General features: G+C 46.4%; 13 protein-coding genes, 1 other RNA gene and 1 riboswitch. Of the genes, 2 read left to right on the top strand and 12 right to left on the bottom strand.

Annotated features, from left to right (window positions below):
* Positions 1-294 precede the first annotated feature (294 nt).
* The 9 genes from recR to J4760_RS11375 all read right to left on the bottom strand — a co-directional run bounded on the left by recR (position 295) and on the right by J4760_RS11375 (position 9,701).
* Positions 295-891 (bottom strand): recombination mediator RecR, encoded by a 597-nt coding sequence (gene recR / locus J4760_RS11415; protein WP_145287401.1) that lies wholly within the window; start codon positions 889-891, stop codon positions 295-297.
* Position 892: 1 nt separating this feature from the next.
* Positions 893-1,216 (bottom strand): YbaB/EbfC family nucleoid-associated protein, encoded by a 324-nt coding sequence (locus J4760_RS11410; RefSeq protein WP_145287403.1) that lies wholly within the window; start codon positions 1,214-1,216, stop codon positions 893-895.
* A gap of 76 nt (positions 1,217-1,292) precedes the next feature.
* Positions 1,293-2,939 carry a DNA polymerase III subunit gamma/tau gene (dnaX, locus tag J4760_RS11405; protein WP_237605764.1) on the bottom strand — a complete coding sequence of 549 codons (1,647 nt, stop codon included), beginning with the start codon at positions 2,937-2,939 and terminating at the stop codon, positions 1,293-1,295.
* Between the two features lie 121 nt (positions 2,940-3,060).
* Positions 3,061-3,327: signal recognition particle sRNA large type (ffs, locus tag J4760_RS11400), an RNA gene on the bottom strand.
* A gap of 48 nt (positions 3,328-3,375) precedes the next feature.
* Complete coding sequence (gene treR, locus J4760_RS11395; RefSeq protein WP_237605763.1) at positions 3,376-4,104, bottom strand: trehalose operon repressor; 729 nt, start codon at positions 4,102-4,104, stop codon at positions 3,376-3,378.
* A 57-nt stretch (positions 4,105-4,161) separates the two neighbouring features.
* The gene (gene treC, locus J4760_RS11390) at positions 4,162-5,805 is read right to left on the bottom strand and encodes an alpha,alpha-phosphotrehalase (RefSeq protein WP_237605762.1); all 1,644 of its coding nucleotides are present in this window, start codon (positions 5,803-5,805) and stop codon (positions 4,162-4,164) included.
* A gap of 25 nt (positions 5,806-5,830) precedes the next feature.
* Positions 5,831-7,279: a PTS system trehalose-specific EIIBC component gene (gene treP, locus J4760_RS11385; RefSeq protein WP_145287411.1), complete on the bottom strand. Its 1,449-nt coding sequence runs from the start codon at positions 7,277-7,279 to the stop codon at positions 5,831-5,833.
* A gap of 204 nt (positions 7,280-7,483) precedes the next feature.
* The gene (locus J4760_RS11380) at positions 7,484-8,698 is read right to left on the bottom strand and encodes an ammonium transporter (RefSeq protein ID WP_237605761.1); all 1,215 of its coding nucleotides are present in this window, start codon (positions 8,696-8,698) and stop codon (positions 7,484-7,486) included.
* 115 nt (positions 8,699-8,813) lie between these two features.
* The gene (locus tag J4760_RS11375; protein WP_237605760.1) at positions 8,814-9,701 is read right to left on the bottom strand and encodes a carboxypeptidase-like regulatory domain-containing protein; all 888 of its coding nucleotides are present in this window, start codon (positions 9,699-9,701) and stop codon (positions 8,814-8,816) included.
* Between the two features lie 225 nt (positions 9,702-9,926).
* On the opposite strand from J4760_RS11375, the gene J4760_RS11370 reads away from it, so the two are divergent.
* Positions 9,927-10,397: a peptide-methionine (S)-S-oxide reductase gene (locus tag J4760_RS11370; RefSeq protein WP_237605759.1), complete on the top strand. Its 471-nt coding sequence runs from the start codon at positions 9,927-9,929 to the stop codon at positions 10,395-10,397.
* A 51-nt stretch (positions 10,398-10,448) separates the two neighbouring features.
* On the opposite strand, the gene guaA is transcribed toward J4760_RS11370, so the two are convergent.
* Positions 10,449-11,993 carry a glutamine-hydrolyzing GMP synthase gene (gene guaA / locus J4760_RS11365; RefSeq protein ID WP_237605758.1) on the bottom strand — a complete coding sequence of 515 codons (1,545 nt, stop codon included), beginning with the start codon at positions 11,991-11,993 and terminating at the stop codon, positions 10,449-10,451.
* Positions 11,994-12,013: 20 nt separating this feature from the next.
* Positions 12,014-13,483, bottom strand: coding sequence for an IMP dehydrogenase (guaB, locus tag J4760_RS11360; protein WP_145287421.1), 1,470 nt, complete (start codon positions 13,481-13,483; stop codon positions 12,014-12,016).
* Positions 13,484-13,562: 79 nt separating this feature from the next.
* A riboswitch (purine riboswitch) is annotated at positions 13,563-13,663 on the bottom strand.
* 150 nt (positions 13,664-13,813) lie between these two features.
* On the opposite strand from guaB, the gene J4760_RS11355 reads away from it, so the two are divergent.
* On the top strand, positions 13,814-14,206 hold the full coding sequence (locus J4760_RS11355; RefSeq protein ID WP_145287423.1) for a general stress protein: 393 nt from the start codon (positions 13,814-13,816) through the stop codon (positions 14,204-14,206).
* 49 nt (positions 14,207-14,255) lie between these two features.
* On the opposite strand, the gene J4760_RS11350 is transcribed toward J4760_RS11355, so the two are convergent.
* Positions 14,256-14,873 (bottom strand): YfbU family protein, encoded by a 618-nt coding sequence (locus tag J4760_RS11350; protein ID WP_237605757.1) that lies wholly within the window; start codon positions 14,871-14,873, stop codon positions 14,256-14,258.
* Between the last annotated feature and the right edge of the window lie 190 nt (positions 14,874-15,063).

Below are 15,063 nucleotides of genomic sequence, written 5' to 3'. Positions count from 1 at the left end.
TACTATTATAGCATGTTCATCTCAGCGATGCAACACTTTTTTAAATCTCTTTAACGTAATAGTAACGTTTGTTGTGTCGGCTTCATGTTTCGTCCGACAAGAGATAACTATACAGGGTTTGCCCGATTAATGCAACACCTTTTTTAAATCTTTTTAACATGATAGTAACCTTTGTTGTATCGGCTTTATGTTTCGTCCGACAAGAAATAACTATACAGTGTTTACCTAATGAATGCAAGGGGTTTTTAAAAAAAAGTTAACCCGGGCCATTTTTTATTAAATGGCCCGGGTTCTTTATAGTTCTGTACGGTACTCTATTGCCTTTGATAGCGTCACTTCATCCGCGTATTCCAGGTCCCCGCCGACCGGCAGGCCGTGGGCAAGACGCGTCGTCTTGATGCCGATTGGTTTGACCAGCCGGGAAATGTACATTGCTGTCGATTCCCCTTCAATGTTTGGATTGGTCGCCAGTATGATCTCTTTGATCTGGTCATCCTTGAGTCTTTCAATCAATGAAGCAACGTTGATGTCTTCAGGTCCAATGCCATCCATCGGACTGATGGCGCCATGAAGTACATGATACAGTCCACCATACTCACGCATCTTCTCCATTGCGATGACATCCTTTGTATCCTGGACGACACAGACAATGGAACGATCCCTGTTCTTATCCTGGCATATATAGCATGGATCTATATCTGTAATATGTCCGCACACTGAGCAGAATTGCAGATCTCTTTTAACTTCCATCAGGCTGCGTGAAAAATTGACGACATCGTCCTCTTTCATGTTAAGTACATAAAATGCCAGGCGCTGGGCAGTCTTCGGCCCAATGCCCGGCAATTTCATGAAGCTGTCGATCAGCTTTGATATCGGTTCGGGATAATGCATTCTACATCATTCCCGGGATATTCATACCTTTAGTATGCTGACCGAGACGTTCGCTTGTCAGTTCATCCGCTTTGTTCATTGCTTCATTAGTCGCTGCAACAATCAGATCCTGGAGCATTTCTACATCGTCAGGATCCACCACTTCTTCTTGGATTTCCACGTCGAGTACTTCCTTATGTCCGGAAACGGTCACTTTGACCATGCCGCCGCCAGCTGTGCCTTCGACTTTCTCGTCTTTCAGTTTTTCCTGCTCTTCCTGCATCTTCTTCTGCATCTTCTGCATCTGTTTCATCATGCCCTGCATATTGTTCATTCCACCACGCATATATATTCTCCTCCAAGTCAATTTTCTTTTTTCTTCTATATAGTATATCTGAAATAACTTCTTTAATAAACCGATATTATGAGCGTGTTTCTACAACGTCACTCCCGAATATCTCCTTGGCGACATCAGAAGGCTTCTTTTCATCACCTTCCGACTGCTTCTGCTTGCTCGCCTTCTTCTCCTGGATGTAGTCGTGCCTCACCTGCAGCCAGCTGGAGTCGGGAACACCGACTACAACCACTTCCTTCCCTATAATGGAAGGAATGACCGCTTCAAGTTCCTGACGTTTCTTTTCATCCTTATTGATAAGGTCACTGTGGACATCACTTTTGAACTTGAGCAGTACATGCGTATCGCTGGCGGCCACCGGCTCGGAATCCTTGATCAGTGAGCGCAGTGCCTGCAGTCCCTTTTCTTCAACGTGCTGGTAGACTTTCGGCCAGTCATCTTTCAGCTTTACCAGATCTTCCTTGTTGGCATGATCCAGTACTTTCTCAATCTGCCTCAGAGAAAAACCTTTTGAAGACTGGCTCGCCGACCGGGTCTGGGGCTCTGTTACGGGAGCTGCTGATACTTGCGGCTGGCTGGAGAACTTCTTATCGAGCTCGGCAAGCTTCTGCTCGATATGCGACAGATCCATCGCTTGCGGCTCAATGGAACGATCATTATTGTTGAGTACCTGGATCAGTTTGACTATGACAACCTCGAGGTGCACACTCGTATTGACTGAAAAACGCATCATGACCATGGCATCATTCAGTACATCGATCATTTCATAGAGCACTTTGTCTTCCGTATGTGCAAATGCGATGTCATCCTCTATTTCTCCTGCATGCTTCATCAGAATGATATCCCTGATATAGTATACAAGCTCGTGGACCAGTCTCGTCGGATCCTTACCTTCCTCGATGAACTGATGGTACTTCATGAACGCTTCCCTGGAGTCCCTGTGGTCAATCAGTTTCAGCCATTCATTCAGTTCCTCCGAACGGATGCCGCCTGTAATCATGACTGCATCTTCAAGAGTGATGATATCATTGCTGTAGGCGATGACCTGGTCCATGATGCTCAGCGCATCACGCATTCCGCCTTCTGAAGTCCTCGCAATGTACTCGATGGCATCCTTATCGTATTCCAAAGACTCGCTCTGGGCTACATATTCGAGCCTGCTGACAATCTCATTCAGCTCAATCGCTTTGAAATCGAAGCGCTGGCACCTCGAGATGATGGTTGCAGGAATCTTATGCGGTTCCGTCGTCGCCAATATGAAGATGGCGTGGCCGGGTGGCTCTTCCAATGTTTTGAGCAGCGCATTGAAAGCACCCGTAGTCAGCATATGGACCTCATCGATGATATAGACCTTGTATCTGGCTTCCGAAGGTGCATATTTCACCTTTTCGCGTATATTCCTGATTTCATCGACACCATTATTGCTGGCAGCATCGATTTCAATCACATCATTGGCACTGCCATCGGTGATGCTCATGCATATATCACATTCATTGCAAGGTTCACCACCGGAACCAAAACGGCAATTGAGCGCCTTAGCAAAGATTTTCGCTATACTCGTCTTCCCTGTCCCTCTGGGTCCGCTGAACAGATAGGCATGGGATTCCTTATCTCTGACGATTGCGTTTCTTAGAGTTTTAGTAACATGTTTCTGCCCCACCACATCTTCAAATGTCTGGGGCCGGAACGCCCGGTATAATGCTTGATATTCCATCCAGCGGCACCTCCATAGTGAGTCATTTCTGCTATTGATTATACCATATATATGTGATCCGCCCTAATTCAGAGCAATAAAAAAATGACTGTATCCAAAGATACAGTCATTCATTATGTAACCGTGCACCGCTTCTTTGAACATTCGGCACAAGCGTTACTTGATCCACCAGCTCAACTCCGGCTGTCCTACGGCACATAGAATGGGCCACTTAATGCTGCTTCCTTCCGGACCTGACATGATTCGTGACGTTCTATTGCATAGGACCGGAATCTCAACACCGGTGAGATCAAGGCAGTCCTCACACCGAATATCCTCAGAAGCGGAATTCAGTCCTGCTGGAGCGGATTGCAGGTACAGGGCACCGCTACCTCCCCACTTAGCACGGCATATTTTATAATATCAAAATCCGTCAGCCAATGCAAGATTTAATGCGCTATCCCCCTTGAAAACGCCTTGAGAAGTCGACAAACTTGAATTCATTGGCAAGATGTTTTGAGATGTTGTACTGGAACGGGCGGGCATCAGTCAGATGGACGACTGAACGTACCGTTGCCGTATATGGCGGTATGACGTTGCCGAACAGCTCAAGATCCTTTTCATTCATCGGATCAAAAGTGATTTCCTTGTGGGAGTAGGCAATCGTCAGACCAAGGCGTTTTTCTATATATTCATAGATTGAATCGCCGGCAATCCGCGTGTTCAACCCCGGCATCATTTCGACAATGAAGTAATCTGTATCCACAATATGCGTCTTGCCTTCGAACTGTCTCTGACGGATTAAACGCCATACCCTGTCATCAGCTTCCAGCTTCAGCGCCTCAAGCACTTTCGGGAATTCCGCAGCAGGATACTGGACGAGTTCCACGACCTTTGTCGTGTACTGCTTTGTTTTCAGCTGCTGGATCTCCTTGAAACTCGTCAGATGGGACACCGTAAAATCCATCGAAGGATTATAGATGACAACTGAGCCTTTTCCTTTCATCTTCTGGATGTAGCCATTTTCCTGTAGGAGGTTCAAGGCCTTTCTGACTGTTTCCCGGGAAACATCGAACGTGCTGACCAGCGTATGTTCAGAAGGCAGTACGTCCCCTCTTCCATAGTTGCCTTCCGAAATATCACTCGATAGCACTTGATAGATATGATTATATTTGTTCACATTCATTGCGCTCACCTTATTATCCTCGAAGATGTATTAAAATCAAATACATCATAACTTTTTTTATTCGTCTTGTCCATATACCATCAGCGCTTCATAAGGTCTGAGCACATCTTTTCTGTCATCATAATTGGATAGAAGGATTTCTCCTTCCACGCTGATATTTTCCGGATAAGGTACTTCCTTGTTTCTGAAGTTTGCAATGACCATGATACTTTCATCTTCATGGATACGTGTATAGACGAAGAGATTTTCATCATCCATCAAATACGGTTCCACGCTGCCGTATGTCAGTACGTCGATTTCGTGTCTGAGTCTGATCAGTTTCTGATACGTATAGAAAATGGAATGCTCATCTTCAAGCGCGTGGGTCACGTTGATCTTCTGATATCTATCGGAGACTTCAATCCACGGCTCGCCTTCAGTAAAGCCAGCATGCAGAGAATCATCCCACTGCATCGGCGTTCTTGAATTATCCCTCGACTTTGTTGCCAATATATCCATGATGTGGCTGGCATCCATTCCTTTATCTCTTAAAATGGAGTACGCATTCAGACTCTCCACATCCCGATACTGGTCGATACGCTTGAACGCTGGATTCGTCATGCCGATTTCTTCACCCTGATAGATGTAAGGTGTACCTTTCAGTCCATGCAACGCAATGGCAAGCATCTTCCCACTCAACACCCGGTTCTCTTCAGTTTCGTCATTACCGAACCTCGACACCACACGTGGCTGATCGTGATTGCACCAGAATATTGCATTCCAGCCGCCCCCTTCGTCCATTGCCACCTGCCATTCCATCAGTATCCTTTTCAGTTCAAGGAAGTCGAAATTGGCCAGCGCCCACTTTTCTCCGCCAGGATAGTCGACCTTCAGATGATGGAAGTTGAAAACCGAGTTCAGTTCATTCCGTTCGGGATCTGTGTATTTCAGACAATGGTCTATGGTGGTCGACGACATTTCCCCGACCGTCATTATATCCTTATCGCCGAAAGTGTTCCGGTTGAGTTCATTGAGATATTCGTGGACTTTCGGTCCATCTGTATAGAATTCCTTCCCTGGTCCATCGGAATCCACGAACTCGCCCTTTGATATGAGATTGACTACATCGAAGCGGAACCCGTCCACTCCAAAATCGATCCAGTAGTTGATCATGTCGTAAATATCGCGCCGCAGATCTTCATTTTCCCAATTCAGGTCTGCCTGCGTGATATCGAAGAGGCGGAGGTAGTACTGGTTCGTCTGTTTATCGTAGTTCCAGGCGTTGCCTCCAAATTTGGATTCCCAGTTTGTCGGCGGCTGATCGTAAGTGCCATCCTTCCATATATAGTAGTCTCTATACTTGTTGTCTTTGGATTTTTTCGATTCGATAAACCACTGGTGTTCTGTAGAGGTATGATTGATGACGATATCCATCATGATCCGAATCCCTTTTTCATGCGCTTTCTCAAGAAGTTCCTTAAGATCCTCCTTGCTGCCGAACTGCGGATTCACTTCATAGTAGTCGCTGATATCATATCCATTGTCATTCATCGGCGATTCATATACAGGCGTCAGCCATAGATAGTCCACGCCAAGCTTGCTGAAATAATCCAATTTCTCGATAATGCCTCTGATATCTCCCTCTCCGCTTCCTGTCGTATCGTTGAAGGATTTAGGATAGATCTGATAAACGACCGATTTTCTCCAGTCCATGGATGCCATTGTTAAAAACTCCTTTATGCTTGATTTACTCTTTTACCATATCTTTGGTCTTCTCTTTTACAAATCTGGAGAAGATAAGCGTAAGCACAAACGGAACGATGATTGCAATCAGCATGCCGATGGTGAAGAGCAGCCAGAATCCTTCTGTGATCGATATGACACCAGGTACACCCCCGACACCGACACTGGCTGCAGTCAGTCCATTGATCCCAAAAATACCACCGACGATAGCAGTGGTGATGACCGCTGCGATGAATGGATATTTAAGTGGCAAGTTGACACCGAACATTGCCGGCTCAGTAACTCCAAGCCATCCGGAGATGCCTGAAGTCATCGCCAGACCTTCTTCTTTCTTTTTCTTCTGCTGACGGTAGATGACCCAGGCACCGAAAGCCGCTGACCCTTGCGCAATATTGGAAATGGCGAGGATCGGCCACAGGTAGGTGGAGCCTGTCGTACCGATAAGCTGCAGATCGACCGCGAGGAACATGTGATGGAGACCAGTTACAACAAGTGGGGCGTAGAACAGACCGTATACTGCGCCACCGAGCACACCAACCGTTTCGAAAAGCCAGACAATGCTATCGGAGATGATGGTACTGAGGAAGAGTGTGACCGGACCGATCAGTGTATAAGTAAGAATACCGACAACGAGTAATGCAATCGGTGCAACCAGAAGCAGTTTGAACATATCATGGACACGCTGGTTCAGGAAATGCTCCACCTTGGCAAGCAGCCATGTGGCAACAAGCACCGGCAGTACCTGTCCTTGATAGTTCAGCTGTTCAATCTGCAGTCCAAAGAAGTTCCAGGTCGGAATTTCTGCAAGTTCCCCCGCTTCAGCATCGAACAGACCATACTGGCTGGCAAGATCCGGGTGGCAGAGAGCCAGTCCGAGCGCAATACCAAGCAGCGGATTCCCACCAAACACTTTCATGGCTGACCAGCCGATGAGCACCGGCAGGAAGATGAATGGCGCGACCGCAATGAAGTTGATCATGCTCGCGATGCCTTCAATACCAGGGAAGCGGGTGATGATGGAATCATTCTCCCAGAAGAGACCCTGGACAGTGAGCAGGTTGTTGATACCGAGCAGGAGACCTGCTGTCACGATGGCTGGAAGAATGGGAATGAAAATATCACCCAGCATTTTGATGAAGCGCTGAAGCGGGTTCATCTTCTGTGCAGCAGCAGCCTTGACTTCGTCTTTGGTACCGCCACCTTTGCCTGTCTCCTCCTCAAAAATTTTGAATGCATCATTTACAGTTCCTTGGCCGATAACAACCTGAAATTGATTATTTGCTGCAAATGAGCCTTTGACCAGGTCGATGGCATCCAGTTTCTCCTTATCCACTTTGGAATCATCTTCCAATGCAAGTCTTAATCGAGTGACACAGTGCGTTGCTGCATTAATGTTTTCCTTACCGCCTACTGCTTCAATTATCGCTCTCACATCGTCGCGGTTCACTGCCATTCCTTCCACACTCCCTCATGTTTGTTTTATTGACATAATTTTAGCATGTCTAGACAGACGTGTAAAGGCTTTCATAAAGTATAAAAAGACATAAAAAAATGCCGCTTGTATGAGCGGCATCGGGTCTTTGGAAGGAAATATATATCAGTCTGTTCTATTGTACCCCTTAATATATGATTGAAACCCCTTTGTTCAAATCATTTTCTATGAGTTGGAATACTCATAGGCTTTCTCCCCGTGGATGACCACATCGAGTCCATCCAGTTCCTCTTTTTCATCTGTACGCAATGTAACGAAGATGCTGATACCTTTAGCAATTGCATATGTCATGACTGCACTGAAAATGATCGTTGCCGTCACTGCTACAATCTGTGCCAGTACCGGTGCAAAACCGCCGCCAGCAAGGAGACCGTCTGCAACACCCGGATTTACTGCACTCGTCTGAAGGACACCTGTACCGATTGCACCGACGATACCACCGATACCGTGAAGACCGAACGCGTCAAGTGCGTCATCATAGTTCAGCATTACTTTCAGGTTGGTGATGGCGAAGAAACAGATTGCTCCCCCAAGCAATCCAAGTGCCATCGCGCCACCATAAGTGACAAATCCAGCTGCTGGTGTGATTGCAACGAGTCCGGCAAGCATGCCTGAGAGTGTACCGATCAGTGATACTCTGCCTTTGGTAAGTCTTTCAACAATGCTCCAGCCTGCAATACCAGCAGTGGAAGCAAGGATTGTATTGGTGAAAGCGCTCATTGCGATGGCATCAAACGTCAATGCACTGCCTGTATTGAATCCGAACCAGCCGAACCATACGAGGATGGCACCAACCATTGTGATGACAAGATTGTGTGGCGGCTTTTTATTGTCGGGCTTTCTTGATCCAAGCATCAGCGCAAGTACAAGTCCCGAAACACCTGAGGAAATATGTACAACTGTTCCTCCGGCGAAATCGATGGCGCCGATGGCGTGGATCCAACCGCCGCCCCATACCCAGTGTGCAACTGGACTATAGACAAGAATGACCCATAATGCCATGAATACCAGGAAAGGACCAAATTTCATACGTTCCGCAACCGATCCTGTCAGGATCGAAACTGCGATTGTACAGAACGTCAGTTGAAACAGCATGTATAGCGCGAAAGGAATGGTTTCGGAAAATGCAGCGTTCGGCTCAGCACCTACGCCTGAAAGACCGATGTATGACAGGTCACCGATGAATGGATTACTACCTCCGAAACTGATTGAAAATCCGACAGCCACCCAGGCAAAAGTAACAACAACAATCGCAGCCAGACTATGCATTGATGTGTTCAATACGTTTTTTGACTGTACGAGACCACCGTAGAATAGAGCGAGACCTGGCGTCATGAGCCACACGAGCAAAGTACAAAGAAAAATGAAAACACTGTCCATAATTTATCCCTCCAAATTTAAGTATGGACACAGTATAACCGCATTTTTCGAATATTCAAAATCTATGTAAAAAAGCCTGACATCACATGTCAGACTTTCTTACATTGCTCATTATCTATCTGTTTCTGAGAGCGCGTATCATGAAAATCAATAGTCCAAGAACCAGAAGGGCACTGCCTATTACAATCAGCATCATATTCATACTGCTGTCATCTACATTCTGATCTGCCGATACACGTTCATCAGGGGCAATCGTCTCGATACTTTCTTCTGTTTCCTCTTCCGATTCCTCGGGAATGGCAGAAAGATCAAAAGTAATCCCTTTCTTGCTTTTGTCCTCGAGCGTCAGAGTACGACTGTTTTCCTCAAGTTCATATCCGTCAGGCACACCACTCTCAATTGTGTAGTCGCCCGCGGGTACTTCCGTGAATGAAAATTGGCCTTCAGCATCCGTCATCACTTCCGCTTCCATACCGCCTGTCAATGAAACCGCAACACCCTCCATGCCTTTACCTTCCGAGACCACTTCACCTTCAATGGAAAACTCCGTCACTTCCATCTGGTTGATGCTCACATCTACCGGCTCTTGGACGGGTTCGGGTTCAACAGAAGGTTCAATGGAAGGCTCTTCAGTCGGCACAACGATCGGCTGTTCAGTCACTTCTTCAGTATACTGTTCGACTGTCTGTTCAAACGTCTCTTCGGTGGACGGTTCAGGCTGCTGATAGGACTGGTAAGGTTCTTCCGTCCATTCTTCAGAGTATTCCTGTGTATATTCCTCTGTTGTGTACTCCTCTACCGTATATTCCTCCGAGCTGTATTCCTCTGTATATTCCTCCTGGACCGACGGCTCAGCCACCGGCTCTTCCATCGTTCCCTCAACAGATGGCTGCTCCGAATACTCCTCCTGCGTCATCTCTTCAGTACTGTCCGCAGCGGCACGAGAAACAGGGATGAGTATGACGAGCAATATGATGACCATGTAATAGGTTGATTTGCGCATGTCAGCCTCCTATTTGCTTGTTATGTATTTTATAATTTTACTTATCCAATTACTGTAACACTAGGTTAAATAATACTATAAAAAATGGAATAAAAACACCATCAAATCAGTATTGCAACCGAAACAATCCACTTTCCATGAATTAAGAATCCATTAAAGCCATATGAGAAAACTTTTAATGTTACACTGTCTCTGACCGTATGAACAAAAGGAGAGAAAAACAACGTGGAAACCGTATATATTGCCGGCGGATGCCTTTGGGGCGTCCAGGCATTTTTAAAAACCCTGCCCGGGGTCGAGGTGACAGAAGCCGGAAGAGCGAATGGATCGAGCAGTTCCTTGAATGGCGAGTATGATGGATATGCCGAATGTGTCAGAACAACATTCGATCCTGAAGTCGTATCCGTCAAGACACTGATAGAATACCTGTTCGAAATCATCGACCCGTACAGTTTGAACAAACAGGGCGAAGATGTTGGCGAAAAATACAGAACTGGGCTATATAGCGAGAATCCGGAACACCTGGCAGTAGCGGAGTCATTTCTTAATCGTAGAGCAGATCGGGAGAGGATTGCTGTCGAAGTCCTCCCGCTTACAAACTACATAAGGAGTGCAGAGGAACATCAGGACAGACTCTCCAAACATCCGGATGACTACTGCCATATTCCAGAACCATTATTAAATAAATATCTATAATAAAAATTCGGCCCCAACTTAAAAGACTGGGGCCGAATTTCCTCTATGTCACTATTCCCACTCGATCGTAGCCGGTGGCTTGCTTGTTATATCATATACGACGCGGTTGATCTGTTCGCTTTCGTTGACGAGGCGTTTTGAGATTCTCTCAAGTACGTCCCAGTCGATCTTCGCGAATTCACTTGTCATGCCGTCGATGCTTGTGACTGCACGGATGCCGATGGTATGACTGTACGTACGGTAGTCGCCCATGACGCCGACGGAGCGGATGTCAGGGAGTACAGTGAAGTACTGCCAGATTTCACGGTCGAGGCCGGCTTTGCTGATTTCATCACGCAGAATCCAGTCGCTTTCACGTACGATTTCGAGCTTCTCTTCAGTGATTTCACCGAGAATCCGGATACCGAGACCTGGACCTGGGAATGGCTGTCTCCATACGAGATGCTCCGGAATGCCGAGTTCGATACCGAGTGCGCGCACTTCATCCTTGAACAAGGTATTGAGCGGCTCGAGCAGTTTGAACTGCATGTCTTCCGGCAGGCCACCGACGTTATGGTGTGATTTGATCGTTGTCGCGGTTTCGGTACCGGATTCGATGATATCCGTATAGAGGGTGCCTTGTGCCAGGAAGTCAACATCTTTCAGTTTTGTCGCTTCATCGTCGAATACATAGATGAATTCGTTGCCGATGATTTTGCGTTTCTGCTCAGGGTCCGCAACGCCTTTCAGCTTGCTCATGAAGCGGTCTTTTGCATCAACTCTGATGATGTTCATATTGAAGCCTTCACCGAACTGCTCCATGACCATGTCGCCTTCGCCTTTACGAAGCAGACCATGATCGACGAAAATACATGTCAGATTGTCACCGATGGCTCTATGCATCAGTACAGCGGTCACAGAGGAGTCCACGCCGCCACTCATTGCACAGAGGACTTTCCGGTCGCCGACCTCTTCACGGATCTTTTCCACTTCGATGTCGATGAAGTTGCCCATCGTCCATTCTCCATGGCATCCACAGATATCGCGGATGAAGTTTCTGAGGAATGTGTCTCCATTTTTTGTATGCTTGGATTCCGGGTGGAACTGCACACCATAGATGTGCTTCTCTTCGTGCTGGATGCCTGCATATTTGCACAGTGGCGTATAGGCAATCTGTTTGAAGTCTTCCGGAATGCGGGTCACCTTATCGCTATGGCTCATCAGTACCGTTTCATTTTCAACAAGACCGTTGAATATTGATGCGCTGGTATCGAGGCTGATTTCAGTCGGACCGAATTCCTTCTCATTGGATGGGACCACTTCTCCTCCGTTCAGTTGCGTGATCAGCTGCATGCCGTAGCAGATGCCGAGGACGGGAACGCCGAGATCGAATACTTCAGGGTCCACCTTGAAAGCGTCGTCTGCATAGACGGAGCGTGGTCCGCCTGAAAGGATGATGCCTTTAGGATTCAGTGTTTTTATTTCATCCACCGTAATGCTCGGATTGTGAAGTTCACTATAGACTCCGAGATCACGGATACGTCGTGTAATCAGCTGGTTATACTGACTGCCGTAGTCGATAACCAGTATGAGTTCTTGTTCTTTAGCCATTTCCATCTTTCAGCAGTGCTCCTATCCTATCTAGAGTAGTTTGGGGATTCTTTAGTGATCTGTACGTTATGCGGGTGGCTTTCAATCAGACCGGCACCTGTTATTTTTATGAACTGTGCCTGTTCTCTCAAAGCCTCCAGGTTCTGTGATCCTGTATAGCCCATGCCGGATCTCAGTCCACCCATCAGTTGATAGATTGTATCACTCAATGGTCCCTTGTACTCTGTGCGACCTTCAATACCTTCCGGAACAAACTTCTTCGCTTCTGAATCTTCCTGGAAGTAGCGGTCCTTCGACCCTTTCTCCATTGCGCCGAGGGAGCCCATGCCGCGATAGGTCTTGTACCTTCTGCCCTGGAAGATTTCCGTCTCACCTGGTGATTCGCTCGTACCTGCAAGCAGGCTGCCGAGCATGACTGCGTGGCCACCCGCCGCCAGCGCCTTGACGATATCACCGGATAGTTTGATGCCACCATCTGCGATGATCGCCTTGCCGTGCTTGCGCGCTTCTGAAGCGGCATCGTATACGGCGGTAATCTGAGGCACACCGACACCTGAAACAACGCGTGTTGTACAGATTGAACCGGGGCCGATGCCGACCTTGATGACATCAACACCTGCATCAATCAGAGCTTTCGTTCCTTCCGCTGTCGCTACGTTACCGGCAATCAGTGCTACATCCGGGAACTTATCGCGGACGTCCTTAATTGCGGCAAGTACACCTGCGGAATGACCGTGTGCTGTATCGATGACGAGTGCATCGACGCCCGCTTCTACCAGTTCCTGCGCACGCTTTTCAGTTTCTTTCGCGATACCGATGGCAGCAGCAACAAGCAGACGCCCCTGCTCATCCTTCGCCGCATCAGGGAACTCGATGACCTTCTCGATATCTTTTATCGTAATGAGCCCCTTCAGTATATTATTCTCATCAACCAGTGGGAGCTTTTCTATTCTGTACTGCTGCAGAATCTTCGCTGCCTGGTCGAGTGTCGTACCGACGTCAGCTGTAACAAGATTCTCCTTGGTCATGACATCGTCAATCGGTTTGGAGTAGTCCTCGATGAAACGAAGGTCGCGGTTTGTAATGATACCGATCAGCTTCTTCTCTTCCGGATTATTGACGATCGGCACACCGGAGATACGGTATTTGCCCATCAGATGCTCCGCCGCAAAGACCTGCTCCTCCTTGGTCAGGAAGAAAGGATTGGTAATGACACCATTCTCAGAACGCTTCACCTTTTCCACTTCGTCGCGCTGGCGCTCAATCGACATGTTCTTATGGATGACACCAAGACCACCCTGGCGTGCAATCGCAATCGCCATGGCCGATTCAGTTACAGTATCCATACCGGCACTCAGTACAGGAATATTCAATCTAATTCTATCGGATAGCTGAACGGACAGATCCACCTCTTTTGGCAATACTTCAGAATGCGCTGGAACAAGCAGCACATCATCAAACGTCAAACCTTCTTTTTCAAACTTTTTCTCCCACATTCTTAATGCCTCCTATTTTTCAAACAGTGCACCTTAAATAAGGCATATGATAGGAACAATAGAAATACAGCTATTGCTGAATATCCAATTGTTATTTCATAGCAGCTTTATTTAAGGTAAAGCCTAGAAACTCATAATCCATATTATTATGATTATATGAAATAAAATAATTAATTACTTATGATAGCAAAAAAGCCCATTATAAACAATCCATTTCAAATAAGATAGACAATACAGAAAATTTAATTAATATGACTATTGGCGTTTTGGGAAGGGCTATCAGGGAATAGAAATGTAAACATACATAAAAACTGAAAAAGGAGGTCCATTGTGATTTATTTTGAACTTTACGATAGTCAGGAAGCTGTACTCGATCGAATGGCTCAGTTGAAATCTGAAGGGTATTATGAAGAAGATATCCATCTGCTCGGCAGGGACGACAGAGAATTTGATGCTTTGGAGTATACAGAAGTAACATACCACATGCATGTTCCGGATGATAGAGGACTCAAGGAAATACTGGCCAGAAGTGAACCCGCGGAAAGGTTCCTGCATTATTATCTGCCTGATGAAGATGAAGTCGAAAGATATCTATATAAGATCAGTGAAGGCAACTACCTGATGTTCTATACGGATTACGGAATGATGGAACGCAGAAAAGAAGACAAGGACGAAAGCGCAGAAGCGGATTTCAAAGCAGAAGCCAGAGATCCTATTAAATAGAGAAAACGATTTGGAGCGCAAGTGCGTTTCCAAATCGTTTTTTAGATGTTTATTCTTCCAGATCAAATCTTTCTTCCTTCACCAGCTGTGCACCACCCGCTCCCCATGGTTCCGGGAAATTTATATGGATGGGACGGAGCAGCTGCGATTCCCTGCCCTTTCGAATGCAGACCCTCCGGATCTGTTCAGCCGACAGTACGGCCACATAGCCTAGGGACCTATAAGTCACAGCCATCTGTCGATAATGATGAAGAGACAGGTTCGCGTGCATCCCTGTCCTTTTCTGAATGTTGACCTTCTGATGACGCTTTAGAAAATTATAATATATAAAACAATGATGCTCCACCTTGCTGCTGCAGTCAAAACCTCCGAAATATACATGATATTTATCAACCAGATCATTTCGTAACTCATCCGGGAGACAATCCAACGACTTTTCCAATTTTGCAAACATCTCAAGAATCAGATCCACTTCATCAGAAACATCCACTCTTATACCCTCCGCATTGACCATTTCCAGAATGTCAGGATACCTTTTCTGTATCCCTTCAACGAGAATGTCCATATAGTAGCCATAAGACGAGCGATTTATCGGATCCAGCAGACTTAGAATCTTATACTGATTGAAGTACAGCAGACGCATAACAGGATTTTCCAGATTTATCATCTTAGTGTCGTCTACCTTCATTTAGAAAATATAGTGCAGGCACAGGCAGTTGCTTTTTTTGGCTGCGCTGAATTCCTGATCAAGATCCACGCTTGTAAAACTGAGTGCAATAACTAACGCCATAAAAATATGCTTCATAGATAATATTCCTCCTTATTAGTCATATGCCAGTTAATAGCATTACATATAT

The sequence above is a fragment of the Salinicoccus sp. ID82-1 genome (genome assembly GCF_021991715.1).
Lineage (GTDB): Bacteria > Bacillota > Bacilli > Staphylococcales > Salinicoccaceae > Salinicoccus > Salinicoccus cyprini.
This window is presented reverse-complemented; position numbering and strand designations above follow the sequence as displayed.

Coding starts and splice junctions, on each gene's coding strand:
- recR (WP_145287401.1), bottom strand. CDS start 891: ATGCATTATCCCGAACCGATATCAAAGCTGATCGACAGCTTCATGAAA.
- J4760_RS11410 (WP_145287403.1), bottom strand. CDS start 1,216: ATGCGTGGTGGAATGAACAATATGCAGGGCATGATGAAACAGATGCAG.
- dnaX (WP_237605764.1), bottom strand. CDS start 2,939: ATGGAATATCAAGCATTATACCGGGCGTTCCGGCCCCAGACATTTGAA.
- treR (WP_237605763.1), bottom strand. CDS start 4,104: ATGAATGTGAACAAATATAATCATATCTATCAAGTGCTATCGAGTGAT.
- treC (WP_237605762.1), bottom strand. CDS start 5,805: ATGGCATCCATGGACTGGAGAAAATCGGTCGTTTATCAGATCTATCCT.
- treP (WP_145287411.1), bottom strand. CDS start 7,279: ATGGCAGTGAACCGCGACGATGTGAGAGCGATAATTGAAGCAGTAGGC.
- J4760_RS11380 (WP_237605761.1), bottom strand. CDS start 8,698: ATGGACAGTGTTTTCATTTTTCTTTGTACTTTGCTCGTGTGGCTCATG.
- J4760_RS11375 (WP_237605760.1), bottom strand. CDS start 9,701: ATGCGCAAATCAACCTATTACATGGTCATCATATTGCTCGTCATACTC.
- guaA (WP_237605758.1), bottom strand. CDS start 11,993: ATGGAAATGGCTAAAGAACAAGAACTCATACTGGTTATCGACTACGGC.
- guaB (WP_145287421.1), bottom strand. CDS start 13,483: ATGTGGGAGAAAAAGTTTGAAAAAGAAGGTTTGACGTTTGATGATGTG.
- J4760_RS11350 (WP_237605757.1), bottom strand. CDS start 14,873: ATGATAAATCTGGAAAATCCTGTTATGCGTCTGCTGTACTTCAATCAG.